The organism is Sanguibacter suaedae (assembly GCF_016342785.1).
GTDB classification, from domain to species: domain Bacteria; phylum Actinomycetota; class Actinomycetes; order Actinomycetales; family Cellulomonadaceae; genus Sanguibacter; species Sanguibacter suaedae.
The window spans coordinates 411,284-430,005 of sequence record NZ_JAEINH010000001.1 but is presented as its reverse complement, the minus strand read 5'-3'; the positions used below and the strand labels follow the sequence as shown (position 1 = coordinate 430,005).

The window sequence follows — 18,722 nt, the reverse complement described above, 5'->3', positions numbered from 1 at the left end:
CTGCCGCTCGAACCATGGCGGGAGAGCCAGGCCGTCCCGACGGCCGGGCGCCGAAGGAGCAAATCCTCCCCGGGAAACTCTCAGGCCCCAGTACCGTCACGGCGAGGCAACTCTGAACAGCAGGCACCACCCGGTCGCGCAGCGGCCGGGTCGCGTGCCTCACCGACGGTGCAAGTCGGCGCACCCCGTCGCGCAGCCCTCCCGGGCGTCGCGCATGGTGGACCGGCAAAACTCTCAGGTCGACGCGTGCGTCCGACGACAGAGCGGGGAGGGTCCCACGCCCGTGGGCGGCACCACGCCGTCCTCGACCCTCAGGAGACCTGGTCGTGACACAGCCCTTCAGCACCGGTGACACGTTCGTCCACCGCCACATCGGCCCCCGCGACGCCGAGGCGGGGGAGCGCGACGACGTCGCCCACATGCTCTCCCACCTGGGGTACGACACGGTCGACGCGCTCGTCGACGCCGCCGTCCCCGCGTCGATCCGGCTCGACGGGCCCCTCGATCTCCCCGCTGCTCGCACCGAGGCCGAGGTCCTCGCGGACCTGCGCGGCATCGCCGCGAAGAACCAGACCCGCACGCAGATGATCGGCCTCGGGTACTTCGACACCATCACCCCCGCCGTGATCCGGCGCGGCGTCCTCGAGAACCCCGCCTGGTACACCGCGTACACCCCGTACCAGCCGGAGATCTCCCAGGGCCGCCTCGAGGCGCTCCTCAACTTCCAGACAGTCGTGAGCGACCTCACCGCCCTCGACGTCGCCAACGCGTCCCTCCTCGACGAGGCCACCGCCGTCGCCGAGGCCGTCGCCCTCATGTGGCGCGCCGCTCGCCGCAAGCCCGCCGACGGACCCGGCGTCGTCGTCCTCGACGCCGACCTCTACCCGCAGTCCCTGACAGTCACGCAGGGCCGGGCCGAGGCCATCGGGCTGCCCGTCGTCGTCGCGGACCTCACCGGCGGCTACGCCGACGGGGTGAGCGTCGCGCTCGCCGAGGCCGGCATGGTCGGTGCGGACGTGGTGGGCGTCGTCGTGCAGCAGCTCGGGGCGAGCGGCCGGCCGCGGGACCTCGGACCCCTCGTCGCCGAGGCCAAGGCCGCCGGTGCGCTCGTCACCGTCGCCACCGACCTCCTCGCCCTGACGGTCCTCACCGCACCCGGCGACGTCGGTGCCGACGTCGCCGTGGGGTCCGCCCAGCGGTTCGGTGTCCCCCTGTTCTACGGTGGTCCGCACGCCGCGTTCATGGCGGTGCGCTCCGGCGTGGAGCGCATGCTCCCCGGCCGGCTCGTCGGGGTGAGCGTCGACGCCGACGGGGACCCCGCCTACCGGCTCGCCCTGCAGACCCGCGAGCAGCACATCCGCCGCGAGAAGGCGACGAGCAACATCTGCACCGCGCAGGCGCTCCTCGCGATCGTCGCGTCGATGTACGCCGTCTACCACGGCCCCGCGGGCCTGCGGGGGATCGCCGAGCGCGTCCACGCGCGGGCCGTGGCCGTCGCGGACGGGCTGCGCGCGGCGGGAGTCACCGTCGAGCACGACGTCTTCTTCGACACCGTGCGCGCCGTGGTGCCCGGCCGTGCGGCCGCGGTGGTCGCCGCCGCCGACGCCGCAGGGGTCAACGTCTACGCCCCGGACGCGGACCACGTGCAGGTCGCGTGCGACGAGACCACCACGCCGGAGACGGTGCGCACCGTCGTCGCCGCCTTCACGGAGGGCACGGCCGGGCTCGACGCCGCACGCGGACCGCGGACCGACGACGCGGGGACCCCCGCGTCCGTGATCCCCGAGGCGCTGCGCCGCACGTCCGACTACCTCACGCACCCCGTGTTCCACGCGCACCGCTCCGAGACGCAGATGATGCGCTACCTGCGGACCCTCGCCGACAAGGACCTCGCGCTCGACCGCACCATGATCCCGCTGGGGTCGTGCACCATGAAGCTCAACGCCGCGGTCCAGATGGAGCCCGTCTCCTGGCCGGAGTTCGCCGGCCTGCACCCCTTCGCGCCCCGCGAGCAGGCCGCCGGGTACACCGAGCTCATCACGTCGCTCGAGGCGTCCCTCGCGGAGATCACCGGGTACGCGGCCGTGTCGGTCCAGCCCAACGCCGGGTCGCAGGGCGAGTTCGCCGGTCTCCTCGCCATCCGCGACTACCACCGCTCCCGTGGTGAGGGCGGCCGCACCGTGTGCCTCATCCCGGCGTCCGCGCACGGCACCAACGCGGCGTCGGCGGCCATGGCGGGCATGCGCGTCGTGGTCGTCGCGACGGCCGACGACGGCGAGATCCTCCTCGACGACCTCCGCGCCAAGCTCGACCAGCACGGCTCCGAGGTCGCGGCCATCATGATCACGTACCCGTCGACGCACGGCGTCTACGAGGAGCACGTGCGCGAGGTCTGCGACCTCGTCCACGCGGCCGGCGGGCAGGTGTACATCGACGGGGCCAACCTCAACGCGCTCGTCGGCCTCGCCAAGCCGGGGCAGTTCGGTGGGGACGTGTCCCACCTGAACCTCCACAAGACGTTCTGCATCCCGCACGGCGGCGGCGGGCCCGGCGTGGGCCCCGTGGGTGTCGCGGAGCACCTCGTGCCGTTCCTCCCGGGTGACCCGCTCGACCCCGACGGTGCCACCCCCGTCGCGGGCGCACCCTTCGGGTCCGCAGGGATCCTCCCCATCCCGTACGCGTACGTGTCCCTCATGGGACCGGACGGCCTGCGCCGGGCCTCGGAGATCGCCGTCGTGTCCGCGAACTACCTCGCCGCGCGCCTGCGCGACGCGTTCCCCGTGCTGTACACGGGCCCGGGCGGGCTCGTCGCGCACGAGTGCATCCTCGACCTGCGCGCCCTCACCGCGCAGACGGGCGTGACGGCGGAGGACGTCGCCAAGCGCCTCATGGACTACGGGTTCCACGCGCCTACCCTGTCGTTCCCCGTCGCCGGGACCCTCATGGTGGAGCCGACGGAGTCCGAGGACCTGGGCGAGCTCGACCGGTTCGTCGACGCGATGCTCGCGATCCGCGCGGAGATCGACGCCGTCGCCGACGGCACGTGGGAGCTGGCGGCGTCGCCGCTGCGTAACGCCCCGCACACGGCGGCGAGCCTCGTCACCGACGCCTGGGACCGCCCGTACACCCGCGAGCAGGCCGGGTACCCGGTGGCGTCGCTGCGCGCCGCGAAGTACTGGCCGCCCGTCCGACGCGTCGACGGGGCCCGCGGTGACCGCAACCTCGTGTGCTCGTGCCCACCCATCGAGGCGTACGCCGACGACGCCGCACCCGAGGAGAACTGATGAGCGACCGGACCAGCCCCCTGCACGACGAGCACGTCGCCCTGGGCGCGAACCTCACCGAGTTCGGCGGGTGGCAGATGCCGCTGCGCTACGGCAGCGATATCGCGGAGCACGCGGCGGTCCGCACCGCCGCCGGCCTCTTCGACCTGTCCCACATGGGCGAGATCATGGTCACCGGGCCGCAGGCCACGGCCGCCCTCGACCACGCGCTGGTGGGGTGGGCGAGCAAGGTCGCCGTGGGGCGCGCGCGGTACTCGATGCTCGTCCAGGAGGACGGCGGCGTCGTCGACGACCTGGTGATCTACCGGTTGGCCGACGACGAGGTCCTCGTGGTCGCCAACGCGGGCAACGCGGACGTCGTGCTCGCCGAGCTCGTGGAGCGGGCGACCGGGTTCGACGCCACCGTGACCTCGACGTCGGACGCGACGGCGCTCGTCGCCGTGCAGGGGCCGCGCGCCGAGGAGATCGTCACGTCGCTCACCGCCGCGGGGTCGGTGGAGGCCCTCCGGGCGCTGCGCTACTACGCGGTGGAGCGCGCCGAGGTCGCCGGGGTCGACGCCCTCGTGGCGCGCACCGGGTACACGGGGGAGGACGGCTTCGAGCTGTTCGTCCCTGCCGACTCCGCGCCCGGGCTGTGGCGCGCGCTCCTCGAGGCGGGCACCCCCCTGGGGCTCGTCCCGGCGGGGCTGTCGGCGCGCGACAGCCTCCGTCTCGAGGCAGGCATGCCGCTGTACGGCCACGAGCTCGACCGCGGGACCACGCCGTACGAGGCCGGCCTCGGCCGGGTCGTGCGCCTCGACAAGACCGACGATGCCGGCGAGCCCCTGCCGTTCGTGGGCCGCGAGGCGCTGGCAGCGCTCCAGGGGACGGACCCGGGACGGGTGCTCGTGGGCCTGCGGATGCTCGGCAGGCGCCCGGCGCGCGCCGGGTACGCGGTCCTCGACGGTGCCGAGACGCCCGCCCCGGTGGGGACGGTCACCTCCGGCGTGCCGTCCCCGACGCTCGGGTACCCGGTGGCGATGGCGTACGTGACGCCGGGCCTGTCGGCCGTCGGGACGCGCCTCGCGGTCGACGTCCGGGGCCGTGCGGAGGCCGCCGAGGTCGTCGAGATGCCGTTCTACTCCCGCGTTCGCTGACCCGCGGTGTCCCAGGGAAGGGACGCCCCCGCTGTGCTGGTTCGCCCTCGTGTATACCCTTTGATGAGAACACCATGAGAGAAGGTCCCCGGATGTCGCACTTCCCCGAAGGTCTGAAGTACACGGCTGAGCACGAGTGGCTCACCGACGAGAGCCCTGCCACCGTCGGCATCACGTGGACGGCGCAGGACGCGCTCGGCGACATCGTGTACCTCGAGCTTCCCGAGGTCGGCTCCACGATCACCGCGGGTGCGGTGGTCGGTGAGATCGAGTCCACGAAGTCGGTCTCGGAGCTCTTCTCGCCCGTGACGGGCACGGTCGTGGCGATCAACGACGACGCCGTGGCCAGCCCGGACCTGGTGAACAGCGACCCCTACGGTGCGGGGTGGCTCCTCAAGGTGGACGTCACGGAGGCGGGTCCCGTCATGACCGCGGACGAGTACCAGCGGACCGTCGGTAGTTAACGTTTTGATAACGGAGCGGGTGAGTCGCTCATAGGGGGTGAGGGTGATGACGATAAGCCGGGTGTCCTGTTCGAGAGGCACTGGACCTTTTGTCTGTTTACCCTGGAGAGAGGGGTAGGCGGGTGAGAGGTCAGCGACGAGGCTGAGCTCATGGCTCGCACCTCGCGTGGTGACGGTCGTCAGGGGGGTGACCTGCGCTTTCGCATCCTCCTGGTGGTCAGGCTCACGAGCTCGACACGATTGACAAGAAAAAAAGGGATGAGAACCGCGTCATGGACCGGCGATCATCCCCTCTCTCCTTGTAGCAGGACAGACCGGTCACCTGATCCAGAATCACTGGGCCACCGGCAGGATGTTGGAGGAAGCATGACCACGATGGAGTTGTCGGGATCGGCGAAGCCCTCAAACAGCTCGCTGACGCGACGTGAGCGAGTTGTGTTGTCGAACCTCACCGAGGAGGTGACGCTCGAGCAGATCGCGTCGAAGCTCTTCGTCACGCGCAACACGGTGAAGTCCCAGGTGCGCAGCGTGTACCGCAAGATCGGCGTCTCGACCCGTGCCGAGGCCGTGGAGTGGGCCCGCGAGGCCGGGCTCTACGACGCGGACAGCTGAGCGCCCCACCCCGGAAGGGCCGAGCGGCACCGTGGTCACTCGGCCGGACACCCAGGGCGTGCGGGAAGGGCATCGTCCGCCAGGACGAGACCCGTCCGACACACGCACGACACCGTGGGCTGGGAGACTCGGTCCATGAAGAACCGCACCCTCGTCGTCGCAGCTGCCATCGTGGACGACCTCGGCGCACCGAGCACGCTGCTCGCCGCCCGTAGGTCACGTCCCGAGCACCTCGTCGGCCGGTGGGAGTTCCCGGGCGGCAAGGTCGACCCGGGCGAACTCCCGGAGGACGGGCTGCACCGCGAGCTCCGCGAGGAGCTGGGCGTGAGCGTCGAGCTGGGCCGTGAGATCACCGGCCCCCACCCCGAGGGGTGGGCCATCACCGACCGCCACGTCATGCGCCTGTGGCTGGCCCGCATCACCGACGGAGACCCCGTCCCCCTCGTCGAGCACGACGCCCTGCGCTGGCTCGCCCCGCCGGAGCTCTTCGACGTCCCGTGGCTCGACGGCGACGTCCCCATCGTGGAGCGCCTGCGCGACGTGCTCCTGCCCGCCTACCAGGCGGACGTGCGGTAGTCCTTGAGGAAGCACCCGAAGACGTCCTCGCCCTGCTCGCCCCGGACGATCGGGTCGTAGACGCGCGCGGCGCCGTCCACGAGGTCGAGGGGCGCGTGGAAGCCCTCCTCCGCGAGGCGCACCTTGGTGGTGTGCGGGCGCTCGTCGGTGATCCAGCCCGTGTCGACGCTCGTCATGAGGATCTGGTCCGACTCGAACATCTCCCGCGAGCTCGTGCGCGTGAGCATGTTCACCGCGGCCTTCGCCATGTTCGTGTGCGGGTGCCCCGGACCCTTGTACCCGCGGCTGAACTGGCCCTCCATGGCGGAGACGTTGACCACGTAGCGCCGCGCGAAGGGCGACGTGCGCATGGACTCGCGGAGCCGGCTGATGAGGATGAACGGCGCCGTGCTGTTGCACAGCTGGACCTCGAGGAGCTCGAGCGGGTCCACGTCCTCGACGTTCTGCACCCACGAGTTCGTGTGCACGAGGTCCGGGACCAGTCCGGCGGCGTCGATCGCGGTCGCGTTCGCCACCCGGTCGAGGGACGCGGAGCCCGCGGTGAGCGCGAGCCGCGTGAGGAGGTCGGCGGTGGTCACCGACGCGTGGGCGTGGGCGGTGGGCTCGCTCGTCACCGATCCCTCGAGGGACGCGGGGTGCGTGTCGTGGCTGCGCCCGAACGTCACGACCTCCGGGAGGTACCCGGTGGGCAGCGGCTCGTCCTCGGCGGCGGCCAGCGGCGCGTACGCGCCGGGGGAGCGGCGGACGGTCTGGGCCGCGTTGTTGATGAGGATGTCGAGCGGCCCCTGGGCGGCGACGTCGTCCGCGAGGGCCACCACCTGGGCGGGGTCGCGCAGGTCGATCCCCACGACCCGCAGCCGGTGGATCCACTCCGCGGAGTCCTCCATGGCGGTGAAGCGACGGATGGCGTCGTTGGGGAAGCGTGTGGTGATGGTCGTGTGGGCACCGTCGCGCAGGAGCCGCAGCGCGATGTACATGCCGATCTTGGCGCGGCCCCCGGTGAGCAGCGCCCGGCGCCCGGTGAGGTCTGTGCGGGCGTCGCGTCGTGACCGGTTGAGGTGGGCGCACTCCGGGCACAGCTGGTGGTAGAAGACGTCGACGTCGTTGTACTGCTGCTTGCACACGTAGCAGGCCTGGGACTTCAGGAGCCGCCCTGCTGTGGTCCCGCTCGCCGAGGGCATCAGCTCGAGGCCCTGGGTCTCGTCGTCGATCCGTGTGGGTGCACCGGTCGCGGTCGCGGCGATCACCGCCTGGTCGGCGCTGCGGATCGCGTCCTTCGCGGCGTCGCGGCGCTGCTTCTTCACCGTCTTGTACAGGCGTGCGGTGGCCCGCTGCAGGGCGATCTTGTCGGGGTGCTCCGGCTCGAGCTCGTCGGCCGCCTCGAGCACACGGATGGCAGCGGCGAGCTCGGCAGGATCGATAGGCATGGGACCGATTATCCCTTGCCACCGTGCCGCGGGGTGACGCTCAGAGGTCGGCCTGCTCCCAGGCGTCGTCGGGCCGGTGGTGGGCCGGGGGCGGCACGTAGTCGGGGTGCTCGCCGGGCGTGAGGTACGTGCGGGCGAAGGTCAGCGACGCCTCGACGTCCTCTCGGCGCTCGGCGGCCGTCCGCGCCTTGCGGGTGCCGATCTCCACGACGACGTCGCCCGACCAGCCCGTCTCCTGGAGGTGGCACAGGAGCTTTGCCGCCGGCTGGTTGCCGCGTCCCGGGACGAGGTGCTCGTCCTTGCCGGACCCCGACCCGTCCGCGAGGTGCACGTGCCGCAGGCGGTCCCCGAAGGCCTTGGCCATCTCGAGGCTGTCCTGCCGCGCGGTCGCGGCGTGCGAGAGGTCCAGGGTGACGGCGTCGTACGCGTGCTCGGTGGGGTCCCACCCCGGCAGGTACGCCCCGTAGTCGCGGCGCTTGCTGCGCCACGGGTACATGTTCTCCACCGCGATGGTCAGCCCGGACTCCGCGCTGAGCTCACGCACCTGGTCGACGAACGTCCGCGCGTACTTGCGCTGCCAGCTGAAGGGCGGGTGCACGACGACGGTGCTGGCGCCCACGGAGTGCGCCATGTCCACCGCCTTCGCGAGCTTGGGGCCGGGCTTGCCGCCCCACACGTTCTGGCTCACGAGGAGGGTGGGTGCGTGGACTGAGCGGATCTCCACGCCGTGGTCCGCGGCGAGGTGCGCCAGGGCGTTGTCGTCCTGGGTGGTCTGGTCCGACCAGACCATGACCTCGAGGCCGTCGTAGCCGAGCTCGGCGGCCAGCTCGAAGGCGTACGTCACCTTGCGCGGGTAGACGGAGGCGCTCGAGAGCGTCACCTTGATCGGAGGCGCCGAGGCCGTGTCCTTCGCAGGTTCAGGCATGCGCCCACAGTAACGTCCGGCCCGGCCAGGCCGCTCCCCAGACGGGCGGGACCGACGACGCCCGGCCGTGGCCCACCGCGAAGTGGTCAACCCTCAAGCCTTGACGTTATCTGTTCGTTACGCAACGCTGAGCGCAGGATTTCACCCGGCGTCGACCGACGGAGGTCAGCAGTGAAGCGATCATCACGGATTCTCGGAGCAGGACTCGTCCTCATCGGGGTGTCCACCGTCCTCGCGGCCGCGCTGGCCGTGCTGCTCCTCGTCGACCCGCTGCCCGAGGTGCTCGACCGCAGGACCCTGGCGCTCGCCGGCCTCGGGGTGTCCGTCCTCCTGCTCCTCGCCGTCGTCTTCGTGTGCACGGGCGTGGTGCGCATGGCGTCCGCCATCGACGCCGTCGTCACCGAGACCCAGAGCCTCGGCCGGTGGACGCGCCTCGTCGGCGCCGAGTTCCCCGGCCCGTCGCTGCGCGCCGCCCGCACCGGCGACCGGCCCGAGAAGGACGCGCGCCGTACCGAGCCGCCCACCACCACGGCCCAGCACCGGCACGCCCGTCCCGCGACGCGCTCGACGCCCGTCGTCGACGCACCACGCAGCGTCGAGCGCGCCCGGGGTGCGGGGACGTCCCGCACCCCGGCCACCGCGTCCCGCGGTGTTCCCGAGGTCTCGCGCCGGGACCTCGACGACCACCGCACCCAGGACGCCCGGCGCGAGGAGACGCGCCGCGGCGAGGAGTACCGGCGCGGCCAGCAGCTGCGACGTGACGTCGAGAACCGGCGCGAGCGCGAGTACCTGCGCGGCGCCTGACCTCAGCCGAGCGTCTCCCGCACGGCCGCCGCGGCCGCGACGAGGTGCTCCAGGGACGGCACCGTCTCGTCGTACCCACGGGTCTTGAGCCCGCAGTCCGGGTTGACCCACAGGAGCCGCGGGTCCACGGACTTCACGGCGAGCTCGAGGAGCTCCGTGACCTCCGTCTGCGACGGGACGCGCGGGGAGTGGATGTCGTACACACCTGGCCCGACGCCCCGCGAGAACCCCGAGCCGGCGAGGTCGGGCAGGATCTCCATGCGCGACCTGGCCGCCTCGATGGACGTCACGTCCGCGTCGAGCGCGTCGATCGCCCCGATGACCTCGCCGAACTCCGAGTAGCACAGGTGCGTGTGGATCTGCGTGTCCGGCCGCACCCCCGCCGTCGCCAGCGTGAACGACCCCACCGACCAGTCGAGGTACTCCGCCTGGTCCGCCCGACGCAGCGGCAGGAGCTCGCGGAGCGCCGGCTCGTCGACCTGGATGATCGCGATGCCCGCGGCCTCGAGGTCCGTGATCTCGTCACGCAGCGCGAGCCCGATCTGCCGTGCCGTCTCCCCGAGGGGCACGTCGTCGCGGACGAACGACCACGCCATGATCGTCACCGGGCCCGTGAGCATGCCCTTGACCGGCTTCTCCGTGAGGGACTGCGCGTGCTCCGCCCACCGCACCGTCATGGGCGCGGGCCGGGACACGTCGCCCCAGAGGATCGACGGGCGCGTGCACCGCGACCCGTACGACTGGACCCACCCGTTGCGCGTCACCGCGAACCCGTCGAGGAGCTCCGCGAAGTACTGCACCATGTCGTTGCGCTCGGCCTCGCCGTGGACCAGGACGTCCAGCCCGATCTCCTCCTGGAGCGCGACCACCCGGGCGATCTCCGCGCGCATCGCGTCCTCGTACGCCTCGAGCGAGAGGTCCCCCTTGGCGTGCGCGGCCCGTGCCCGACGGATCTCCACCGTCTGCGGGAACGACCCGATGGTCGTCGTCGGCAGCGCCGGCAGCCCCAGGCGCGCCTCCTGCGCGGCACGACGCTCCTGGGCGGGGGCACGGTGGAAGTCCGTGGTCCGGAGGGCGGCGGTGCGCTCGCGGACGGCGGCGACCTCCACCCCGACGGCGCTGGCCCGCGACGCGACGGCGTCGCTCGCCGCGAGCAGCTCGGCGTGGACGGCCTCGCGGCCCTCCCGGAGGCCGGTCGCGAGGGTGACGACCTCGGTGACCTTCTGGTCGGCGAAGGCCAGCCACCCGGCGAGGCCCGGGTCGAGGTCGGGCTCGTCGGCGACGTCGTGGGGGACGTGCTGGAGGGACGTGGAGGTGCCGACGCTCACCGCGGCGGCGCCCAGGCCCTCGAGCCGTTCGAGGACCTCGAGGCGCGCGGAGAGGTCGGCGCGCCACACGTTGTGGCCGTCGACGACGCCGCCGACGAGGGTGGTGCTCCCCAGCCCGGGGACCGGCTCCGTCGGTGCGGTACCGCGCACGAGGTCCAGGGCGACGGCCTCGACGTCGGAGTCGGCGAGGACCGGCAGGGCGTCGCCGAGGTCGCCGAAGGGTGCGGCGACGAGCACGGCCGGGCGGTCGGGCGAGCGGAGGTCGGTGGCGAGGGTCGCGTAGGCGGTGCGCAGGGCGGCGAGGACCTCGTCGCGGGGGACGTCGAGGTTGTCCGTGACGAGCGCGGGCTCGTCGAGCTGGACCCAGGGCGCGCCGGCGGCGGCGAGGGCGCGCAGGAGGTCCGCGTAGACGGGGAGCAGGTCGGCGAGGCGTGAGAGCGGGGAGAACCCGGAGGGTGCGCCGTCGGCGGCCTTGCTCAGCAGGAGGAACGTCACCGGGCCGACGATCACGGGTCGGGTGGTCACGCCTGCCTCGAGGGCCTCGCGGAACTCGCGGACGGGGCGGTCGGACGCGAGACGGAACGCGGTGCCCGGACCGATCTCGGGGACCAGGTAGTGGTAGTTCGTGTCGAACCACTTGGTCATCTCGAGGGGCGGCAGGTCGCCGACGCCGCGGGCGACCGTGAAGTACCCGGCGAGGTCGAGCTCGCCGGCGTCGGAGAGCAGGTGGGCGAACCGCTCGGGGACGGCGCCGACGGTGGTGGCGGCGTCGAGGACCTGGTCGTAGTAGGAGAAGGAGGAGGGGACGGACGCGTCGTCGGCGGGGAGGCCGAGGTCGACGAGGCGCGCGACGGTGGTGCGTCGGAGGTCGGCCGCCGTCGCCTCGAGCTCGTGGACGTCGGTGCGGCCGGCCCAGTAGGCCTCGACGGCGCGCTTGAGCTCGCGTCGCCGTCCGATGCGGGGGTAGCCGAGGACGGTCGCCGCCGGGAATGCCGGAATAGCCGGGTTCTGGGCGGCAGGGCTGTGCTGCAGTTCCGTGGTCATGGTGGTCCTTAGAGGAGTGCCGGCTTGCGCGGCTGGACGGTGGACGCGTCGACCCGCGGCCCGCTGGCCAGGTCAGGGGTGCGGTCATCGGGATGGCCCGGTGCCGCGGCCCCGCCGCCGAGGTGTACGCCCTCGAGCAGGTCGAGCGCTGCATGGTGCTTGTTGAAGGTGTAGACGTGGAGGCCCGGTGCGCCGGCCTCGAGCACGGCGGACGCCAGGTCGACGGTGGCCCGCACCCCGAGGCGGTGGCGCGCGGCGTCGTCGGGCAGGGCCTCGAGGTCCCGGACGAGGGCCGCGGGGGCGGGGACGCCGGTGAGGGTCTCCACGCGTCGCAGCCGGTGGGGGTCGGTCATGGGCAGGAGCCCGGCGAGGATGGGGAGGGTCACCCCGGCCGCGCGGGCCTCGGCCACGAAGTCCACGTACGTCTCGGGCGCGTAGAACAGCTGGGTCATGGCGAAGTCGGCCCCGGCGTCCTGCTTCTCGCGGAGCCGGGCCACCTCCTGGGCGCGGCTGGTGCCCGCGGCGCGGTTGCCCTCGGGGAACGTCGCGACCGCCACGGTGAGCGGGCGGGCCGCCGAGCGCAGCGCGGTCGACGGGTGCTCCGCGCACCGCCGCGCCTCGACCTCGCGCAGGAGGCGGACGAGCTCGGTCGAGGAGTGCACGCCGTCGGGGTGGGGGCGCCAGTCGGGCTGGTCGTGCGGGGGGTCGCCGCGCAGCGCGAGGAAGCTCCGCACGCCCTCGGCGAGGAACTCGTCGATGACGTCGGCGACGTTCTGCCGGCTCGCTCCCACGCACGTGAGGTGGGCGATGGGCAGCACGGGTGTCTGCCGCAGGAGCCGGCTGACGACGGTGCGTGCGGTGTCGCGGTCACCCCCGGCGGCGCCGTACGTGACGGACACGAAGTCGGGGCGTGCCGCGACGAGGCGCTCGGCCGTGGCCCAGAACTTGGGGGCCGCGTCGGGGTTGCGCGGGGGCATGAGCTCGAACGACACGGTGGGCCGTGCGCCGTGCTGTGCCCGCTGCGGGCTCGACCCGAGCGGTGTGGTCTGTGCGATCGGTGGGACAGGTAAGGAAGCCGTCATGGGTACTCCATCGGACCTGGCGTTAGCACCCGCACCCTCAGGAGGCTTCCATTGTGGGGGGTTGCTGCGGCGTCGACGAGCCAGGACTCTCGACCGCTCTGGATGGTGTCTCAGAGCCTAGGCTCGCATCCACCTGATGGTCCAGGATGAACCACATGGTGAGACATCGCAGGTCGGAGGGTGGTGTGAGGCCGGACGCTCAGCTGCGGCCGGGCGACAGACGACGCGCCCAGCGCGTCCACGGCGGGGCGGTGCGCCACCCCAGCGCCAGGGTCCGGAACGCCCAGTCGAAGCGACGCCACAACGTCGCGGGCGAGTCGAACGTCCGCCCGGAGACCCCCACCACCAGGGCGCGGTCGTACCGGACCACCGTCCCCGCGGGCAGCTGGAAGCTCAGGTCGATGTCGTCGTGGACCCGCGGGTCGTCCCGGTGGACGCGCCCGCTCACGGACTCCCACGTGCTGCGCCGCATCGCCATGTTCGACCCCCACAGCGGCACGCCCGCCAGCGCCGCGTGGATCCCCCAGTAGTAGCCCCGCATGTAGAACACGCGCGCCACCCGGGCCCTCCCGCGGGGGAGGTCGTAGAACGTCCCCGGCCCCGTGAGCGCCCCCAGCGTCGCGTCCTGCTCGAAAGCCCGCCCGACGCGCTCCACCCAGTCCTCGGGCGGGACAGTGTCCGCATCGCACCGCAGCACCACGTCGCCCGACGCCGCGTCGTACCCGCACGACGCCGCCGCGGGGATGCCCCGCACAGGTTCCGCGACCACCCGCGCGCCGTGGCGCCGAGCCACCTCGGCGCTCGCGTCGGCGGAGCCGTTGTCGACGACCACCACCTCGTCGGGCAGGCGCGTCTGACGGGCGACGGCCTCCAGGCAGCGGTCGAGGAGGTCCGCGTCGTCGAGCACGGGGATCACGAGGGACAGGCGCAGCCGCGCCGAGGGCGTCACCGTCGCCGGGCCAGGGCGAGACCGCCGAGGAGGGACCCGGCCATGCCGGCCGCCAGGTCGCCCAGGGTGTCGTCGTACCCGACGTTGATGCTGTCGTCCACGAGCGTGTGCCCGACCCACTCACCGAACTCCCACAGCACCCCGAGCAGGGAGCCTGCGGCGACCGTCACGATCACCAGGACCGTGCGCGCCCGTGCGTCGCGGAGCTCCGCGTGCTCGGGCCACAGCCGCCCGAGAAGGACGACGGCCATGACCGCGAGCACCCCGTTGGCCACGGTGTGCGCTGCGATGTCGAGCCACCCCACCCGGGCGTACAGGTCGACCACCGCGAACCAGCCCGCAGCGAGGAGCGTCAGGCCGTTGGCGATGTCCAGACCCGAGGGCACCCGCAGGAACCGCGGGATCACCAGGCCCAGGAGGACGAGGGCGAAGAGTGCGACCTCGACGCTCCCGAACCGCACCCCGGCGACGACGATGCTCACCACACCGAGGACGCGCACGGCGTCCGACGCGACGACCCCGGTGCGGGAGGGCCGCTCGAGGGCCGTGCTGGTCATGACCGCCACCCTAGCCGGGCGCGCCCCGCCCGGCCGGTCGGACGTCGCGCCCTGTCCGACCGTCCGGACCGGCGTCCTCAGGCGCTGCCCAGCGCTGCCCGGTACCAGGCGACGTGCACGTCCGTCAGGGCGAACGCCTCGCGGTGCGCGTCGCCGGCTGTCCCGGCCGCGTCGACCGCCGCCCACGCCTGCGACCCGTCGTACGCGTGGTCGCGGGCGAGGAGCGCCAGCTGGTGGTCGCTCACCCGTTGCGGGTCGAGCACGGCGCGCGCCTCATCCTCGGTGAGGTCCCGCGACGGCCCCGGAACGCCGAGGTGCGCCGTGAGCGCGTCGAGCACGACCCGCACCGGCGTCGCCTCCGGTGCCACCGCGTGCAGCACCCGGCCCGCGAGCCCCTTACCGAGGGCGGCGGCCGCCACGACGGCGGCCACCTGCTCCACCGACGCCAACGAGATCCGCGCCGACGCCCCGGCGATCGTCGCCCCGAGACCCGCCGTCACCTGCGCCAGCGCGGGGACGAACCAGCGGTCCCCCGCCCCGTACACGAGGTTGGGCCGCACCACCGTGCCGTGCGCGTCGAGCACCAGGCGCTCCGCGGCCAGGCGGTCGGTGCTCGCCACCGACTCCGGGTGCGCCGGCACGTCGTCCTCCGCGACGTCCCGGTGCGGGCCGGACCCGTACACCGACGTCGTCGACACGTAGACGACGCGCCCGACGCCCCGCGCGCTCGCGGCCTCCATGAGGGCACGGGTGCCGTCGACGTTCACGGCGCGGCTCGTGCCGGCGTCGCGCCCCACGTAGGACACGGCGTGCACGACGACGTCCACGCCCTCCAGCGCGGCACGGAGGGATGCCTCGTCGCAGAGGTCCGCCGTGCGGTGCTCGACGGTCGCGGGCAGCGGCTCGGTCGGGGCGGTCCGTGAGGAGGCGACGACGCGGACGCCCGGGTGCTGCGCGAGGCCGCGCACCACGTGCGAGCCGATGAACCCGCTCGCGCCGACCACGAGGACGGTGGTCGGAGTGCCGGCCGTGGTGCCGGTCCTCGTCACAGGGCCGCTTCCTCGGCGACGGGCCCGTCGTCCTCGGACGCTTCCTCCTCGGCCACCCGAGCCGCCTCGAGCGCCACCCGGCCGGAGGAGATGCCCTCGGCGACGACGGTGCGGCCCTGCGTGAAGGTGAGGCGCACGGTCTCCGTCGAGGAGTCGACGACGCCCTCGATCCGGACGGGCGGGTCGAACTCGGGGAATGTGTGGCACACGAGGTCGATCTCCATGAGCTCCGCGTCCGGCAGGGTCGAGGAGAAGAGGTCGGTCATCGCGTGAAGGATGAGCATCCCCGGGAGGTGGTCGACGGGGTGGTCGAAGAAGAACGGGTTGGAGTGGTCGTAGCCGAGGACGGCCTCGACGGCCCTGCCGTCACGGCGGACGTCGGCGAGGGGTGCGGGGTCGTAGCGGCGCGGCACGTCGTGCGGGTTGGGCGCGCGGCGGCGCAGTGCCTGGTAGTGCACGGGGCTGATGCAGCGCAGCGCCCCGCCCCCGGTGGCGACAGGGCGTCCCTGGCTCGTAAACTCGACGATGACCTCAAGTCCGCTGATCTCCCCCTTGCGATGGTGCTCGTGGGTGACCCTGACCGAGGCGACGAGCTCGAGAGGCCCGAACTCGGGCAGCGCGGGTGCCCCGTCGTCGCACCAACGGAAGGTGGCGTGCTGGAGCGTGAAGGCCCAGGACTTGGGGATCGAGTATCCCGAGTGCGCGACGAAGAGACCCATCTGGCGGATGGCCTCGATGGCCAGCGGGACAGGTAGGTGCGGGGAACGTCGGTCGATGAGAACGTGTCCACGGGGAAACTGGACGGCGCACTGCCACTCGGTGGAGGACGCCTGCTGCACGTCGGTGAGGAACACCTCGGCTGTGGCTCGCCTGTGCACCATTGACCGGTCGACCGGTCGGTCGAAGGTAAGATTGTGAAGGAGGTCGGCATGCGGGGGTTGCAGCGTCATGACGCGATGTTACCGACCTGTGATGATGTGCTTCTAATTGTGGGGAGTTGTGATGTCACGACGGAGTGATCAACGAGCTGCCACGCGAGCCGCCATCCTGGAGGTCGCAGCAGAGGAGTTCGAGGCGAACGGATACGTGGGTGCGTCCCTGTCCGAGATCGCCGAACGGCTCGACCTGACCAAGGGGGCGTTGTACTTCCACTACCCCTCCAAAGGTGAGATCGCGAAGACGATCGTGCAGAAGTACTTCGAACCCTGGCCCCCGGTGGTCGAGGAGGCCGAGAAGCACGAGAGCCCCATCAAGGCACTCATGTGGCTCTCCGAGCAGGTCGCCACGTCGTACCGGGACGACATCCACATCCGTGCGGCCGTCCGCCTGGTCCGCGACCGGGCGTCCATCGACGTCGAGCTCCCTGCGCCGTTCGTCGACTGGATCTCCACGACGCGCAGTTTCCTCGAGCGCGCCGAGGCCGCCGGGGAGATCCGTGCAGGGCTGCCGCTCGAGCGCTTCGCGCTGCTCATCGTCGCCTCGTGGTTCGGTGTGCAGCAGGTGTCCCAGGACCTCGATGAGCGCAAGAGCCTCCTCGAGTTCAACTCGAGCCTGTGGGAGCTCCTGCTGGACGGGTTGCGCTGACGGGGCAGTCCGCGAGGTGGTCGTCCACCAGGCCGCAGGCCTGCATCGCCGCGTAGGCGGTGATGGGGCCGACGAACACGAAGCCGTGCGCCTTGAGGTCCTTGGCGAGCGCCACCGACCCCGGGGTCGAGGCGGGCACGTCGGTCCAGCGCACCCAGCGTTCCGCACGGGGCTCGGGGGCGTGCGACCACACGAGCTCGTCGAGGGTCGCACCGTCGGCGTGGAGCGCCACCACGGCGCGGGCGTTGGTGATGGTCGCCTGGATCTTGGCGCGGTTGCGGATGATCGACGCGTCCTCGAGGAGGCGGACCACGTCGTCCACCCCGAAGGCCGCGACGGCCTCGGGGTCGAACCCCGCGAAGGCCGTGCGGAACGCCGGCCGCTTGCGCAGGACCGTGAGCCACGACAGCCCGGACTGGAACCCCTCGAGGGCGAGGCGTTCCAGCAGAGCGGTGTCACCGTGGACGGGCACGCCCCACTCCGTGTCGTGGTAGTCGGCGTACAGGGGGTCGCCATCGCCGAAGCAGCGTCGAGGGGTGGTCATGGCCCCACTCTGGCGCGGACCACCCACGCCCGCCCGCCCGCAGCCCGCAGCTGTGGACGACGGGCTCCGTCCCCAGGTGGGCGCGCGGTTCCCGGCGCTAGGGTGAGCGCGTGAGCCAGTCCTCCTCGGTCCTCGTCACGGGCGGCGACGTCCACACCGGCCACCGGGTCCTCCCCGCCGGGTGGGTGGCCGTCGTCGACGGCCGCGTCGCCCAGGTGGGCACCGGCGACGTGCCCGACGCGTGGTCCGCGCTCCCCGCCGTCGACGCTCGCGGGCGGACCGTCGTCCCCGGTTTCGTCGACATCCACACCCACGGCGCTGCCGGCGCGACCTTCGGGTCAGCCACCGCCACGGGTTCCGTCGCGGACGACGCCCTGCGCGCCCTCCACCTGCAACGGCGCCACGGGACCACGACCACCGTCGCCAGCCTCGTGACCGCCGCGCTGCCCACCCTCGCGGAGGCGCTCGCCGAGCTGCGGGGCCTCGTCGAGGACGACGAGCTCGCCGGCGTCCACCTCGAAGGGCCGTGGCTGAGCCCCGACTACCGGGGCGCGCACGACCCCGCCCTGCTCGTCGCCCCCGACCCCGGTGACGTCGACGCCCTCCTGGGCACCGGCATCGTCCGTGTCGTGACGCTCGCCCCCGAGGCCGCCGGGGGCCTCGACGCGGTGCGCCGCGTCGTCGGCCACGGGGCCGTCGCCGCCGTCGGGCACACCGCCGCCGACGCCACCGTCGCGACCGCCGCCGTCGACGCCGGGGCGCGCCTCGCCACTCACCTGTTCAACGCGATGCCCCCCGTCCACCACCGCGACCCCGGGCCGGTCCTGGCTCTTCTCGAGGACGAGCGCGTCGCCGTCGAGCTCGTCGCCGACGGCGTCCACCTCCACCCCCTCACCCTCGCCCACGCCGCCCGCTCCGCAGGCCCCGCCCGCACGGTACTCGTCACCGACGCCATGGCGGCCACCGGAATGCCCGACGGCGGCTACGTCCTCGGCGAGCTCCTCGTCGACGTCGACCACGGCGTCGCCCGTCTCCGCGAGGGCGGCGCCATCGCGGGAAGTACCCTCACGCTCGACGCGGCCCTCCGGCACGCCACGGCCACCGCGGGCGTGCCGTTCGTGGACGCGCTCGCGGCGCTCACCACGACGCCCGCGGGGATCATCGGGCGCGACGACGTGGGCATTCTGGAACCTGGGGCGCACGGCGATCTGGTCGTCCTCGACGACGCCCTGCGCGTCGCGGCGGTCTACCGGCGGGGGCGGCTGGTCGGCGACGCCTGAGTGCCGTAGGAGCGTCTGGCCGCGCCGTGTCCCCACTTTCCGTGTCGCGGTGAGGCGGGCGACCGGGGCTGCTGGAG

17 protein-coding genes and 2 riboswitches are annotated in these 18,722 nt (G+C 72.9%); of the genes, 8 read left to right on the top strand and 9 right to left on the bottom strand.

Features of this window, described 5'->3' with window-relative positions; all coding sequences use genetic code 11:
* Positions 1-8: 8 nt before the first annotated feature.
* A riboswitch (glycine riboswitch) is annotated at positions 9-106 on the top strand.
* 214 nt (positions 107-320) lie between these two features.
* From gcvP to JAV76_RS02160, 5 genes are all read left to right on the top strand, one after another.
* Positions 321-3,284 carry an aminomethyl-transferring glycine dehydrogenase gene (gcvP, locus tag JAV76_RS02180; protein ID WP_230401765.1) on the top strand — a complete coding sequence of 988 codons (2,964 nt, stop codon included), beginning with the start codon at positions 321-323 and terminating at the stop codon, positions 3,282-3,284.
* Positions 3,284-4,420, top strand: coding sequence for a glycine cleavage system aminomethyltransferase GcvT (gene gcvT, locus JAV76_RS02175; RefSeq protein WP_198732363.1), 1,137 nt, complete (start codon positions 3,284-3,286; stop codon positions 4,418-4,420). The genes gcvP and gcvT overlap by 1 nt, the downstream gene beginning before the upstream one ends.
* Positions 4,421-4,512: 92 nt before the next feature.
* Positions 4,513-4,884 (top strand): glycine cleavage system protein GcvH, encoded by a 372-nt coding sequence (gcvH, locus tag JAV76_RS02170; protein ID WP_198732433.1) that lies wholly within the window; start codon positions 4,513-4,515, stop codon positions 4,882-4,884.
* Between the two features lie 366 nt (positions 4,885-5,250).
* Positions 5,251-5,496 (top strand): LuxR C-terminal-related transcriptional regulator, encoded by a 246-nt coding sequence (locus JAV76_RS02165; protein ID WP_198732362.1) that lies wholly within the window; start codon positions 5,251-5,253, stop codon positions 5,494-5,496.
* A 135-nt stretch (positions 5,497-5,631) separates the two neighbouring features.
* Complete coding sequence (locus JAV76_RS02160; protein ID WP_198732361.1) at positions 5,632-6,072, top strand: (deoxy)nucleoside triphosphate pyrophosphohydrolase; 441 nt, start codon at positions 5,632-5,634, stop codon at positions 6,070-6,072.
* Here JAV76_RS02160 and JAV76_RS02155 read toward each other — a convergent pair.
* On the bottom strand, positions 6,051-7,499 hold the full coding sequence (locus JAV76_RS02155) for an SDR family NAD(P)-dependent oxidoreductase (protein WP_198732360.1): 1,449 nt from the start codon (positions 7,497-7,499) through the stop codon (positions 6,051-6,053). The genes JAV76_RS02160 and JAV76_RS02155 overlap by 22 nt on opposite strands.
* Before the next feature lie 40 nt (positions 7,500-7,539).
* Complete coding sequence (locus tag JAV76_RS02150; RefSeq protein WP_198732359.1) at positions 7,540-8,424, bottom strand: sugar phosphate isomerase/epimerase family protein; 885 nt, start codon at positions 8,422-8,424, stop codon at positions 7,540-7,542.
* Between the two features lie 171 nt (positions 8,425-8,595).
* Here JAV76_RS02150 and JAV76_RS02145 point away from each other — a divergent pair, with 171 nt between their 5' ends.
* Positions 8,596-9,228 (top strand): hypothetical protein, encoded by a 633-nt coding sequence (locus JAV76_RS02145; RefSeq protein WP_198732358.1) that lies wholly within the window; start codon positions 8,596-8,598, stop codon positions 9,226-9,228.
* A gap of 2 nt (positions 9,229-9,230) precedes the next feature.
* Here the strand turns inward: JAV76_RS02145 and metE are convergent, their stop codons facing one another.
* The 6 genes from metE to JAV76_RS02115 all read right to left on the bottom strand — a co-directional run bounded on the left by metE (position 9,231) and on the right by JAV76_RS02115 (position 16,187).
* Positions 9,231-11,600, bottom strand: coding sequence for a 5-methyltetrahydropteroyltriglutamate--homocysteine S-methyltransferase (gene metE / locus JAV76_RS02140; RefSeq protein WP_198732357.1), 2,370 nt, complete (start codon positions 11,598-11,600; stop codon positions 9,231-9,233).
* An 8-nt stretch (positions 11,601-11,608) separates the two neighbouring features.
* Positions 11,609-12,682 carry a methylenetetrahydrofolate reductase gene (locus tag JAV76_RS02135; RefSeq protein ID WP_198732356.1) on the bottom strand — a complete coding sequence of 358 codons (1,074 nt, stop codon included), beginning with the start codon at positions 12,680-12,682 and terminating at the stop codon, positions 11,609-11,611.
* Positions 12,683-12,686: 4 nt separating this feature from the next.
* Positions 12,687-12,791, bottom strand: a riboswitch (SAM riboswitch).
* A gap of 90 nt (positions 12,792-12,881) precedes the next feature.
* On the bottom strand, positions 12,882-13,631 hold the full coding sequence (locus tag JAV76_RS02130; protein ID WP_307843949.1) for a glycosyltransferase family 2 protein: 750 nt from the start codon (positions 13,629-13,631) through the stop codon (positions 12,882-12,884).
* Positions 13,628-14,188, bottom strand: a complete 561-nt coding sequence (locus JAV76_RS02125) for a DUF2238 domain-containing protein (protein WP_198732355.1) — start codon at positions 14,186-14,188, stop codon at positions 13,628-13,630. Before JAV76_RS02125 ends, JAV76_RS02130 begins: the two co-directional genes overlap by 4 nt.
* A 77-nt stretch (positions 14,189-14,265) precedes the next feature.
* Positions 14,266-15,237 carry an NAD-dependent epimerase/dehydratase family protein gene (locus tag JAV76_RS02120; protein WP_198732354.1) on the bottom strand — a complete coding sequence of 324 codons (972 nt, stop codon included), beginning with the start codon at positions 15,235-15,237 and terminating at the stop codon, positions 14,266-14,268.
* The gene (locus tag JAV76_RS02115; RefSeq protein ID WP_504739188.1) at positions 15,234-16,187 is read right to left on the bottom strand and encodes an AfsA-related hotdog domain-containing protein; all 954 of its coding nucleotides are present in this window, start codon (positions 16,185-16,187) and stop codon (positions 15,234-15,236) included. The genes JAV76_RS02120 and JAV76_RS02115 overlap by 4 nt, the downstream gene beginning before the upstream one ends.
* A 52-nt stretch (positions 16,188-16,239) precedes the next feature.
* Here JAV76_RS02115 and JAV76_RS02110 point away from each other — a divergent pair, with 52 nt between their 5' ends.
* Positions 16,240-16,821 carry a ScbR family autoregulator-binding transcription factor gene (locus JAV76_RS02110; protein ID WP_198732352.1) on the top strand — a complete coding sequence of 194 codons (582 nt, stop codon included), beginning with the start codon at positions 16,240-16,242 and terminating at the stop codon, positions 16,819-16,821.
* On the opposite strand, the gene JAV76_RS02105 is transcribed toward JAV76_RS02110, so the two are convergent.
* Positions 16,778-17,365: a DNA-3-methyladenine glycosylase I gene (locus JAV76_RS02105; protein ID WP_198732351.1), complete on the bottom strand. Its 588-nt coding sequence runs from the start codon at positions 17,363-17,365 to the stop codon at positions 16,778-16,780. The genes JAV76_RS02110 and JAV76_RS02105 overlap by 44 nt on opposite strands.
* A 110-nt stretch (positions 17,366-17,475) precedes the next feature.
* Between JAV76_RS02105 and JAV76_RS02100 the strand changes: the two genes are divergently transcribed.
* Entirely contained in the window at positions 17,476-18,645 is a 1,170-nt protein-coding gene (locus JAV76_RS02100) for an N-acetylglucosamine-6-phosphate deacetylase (protein WP_198732350.1), read from the top strand.
* Positions 18,646-18,722: the final 77 nt, after the last annotated feature.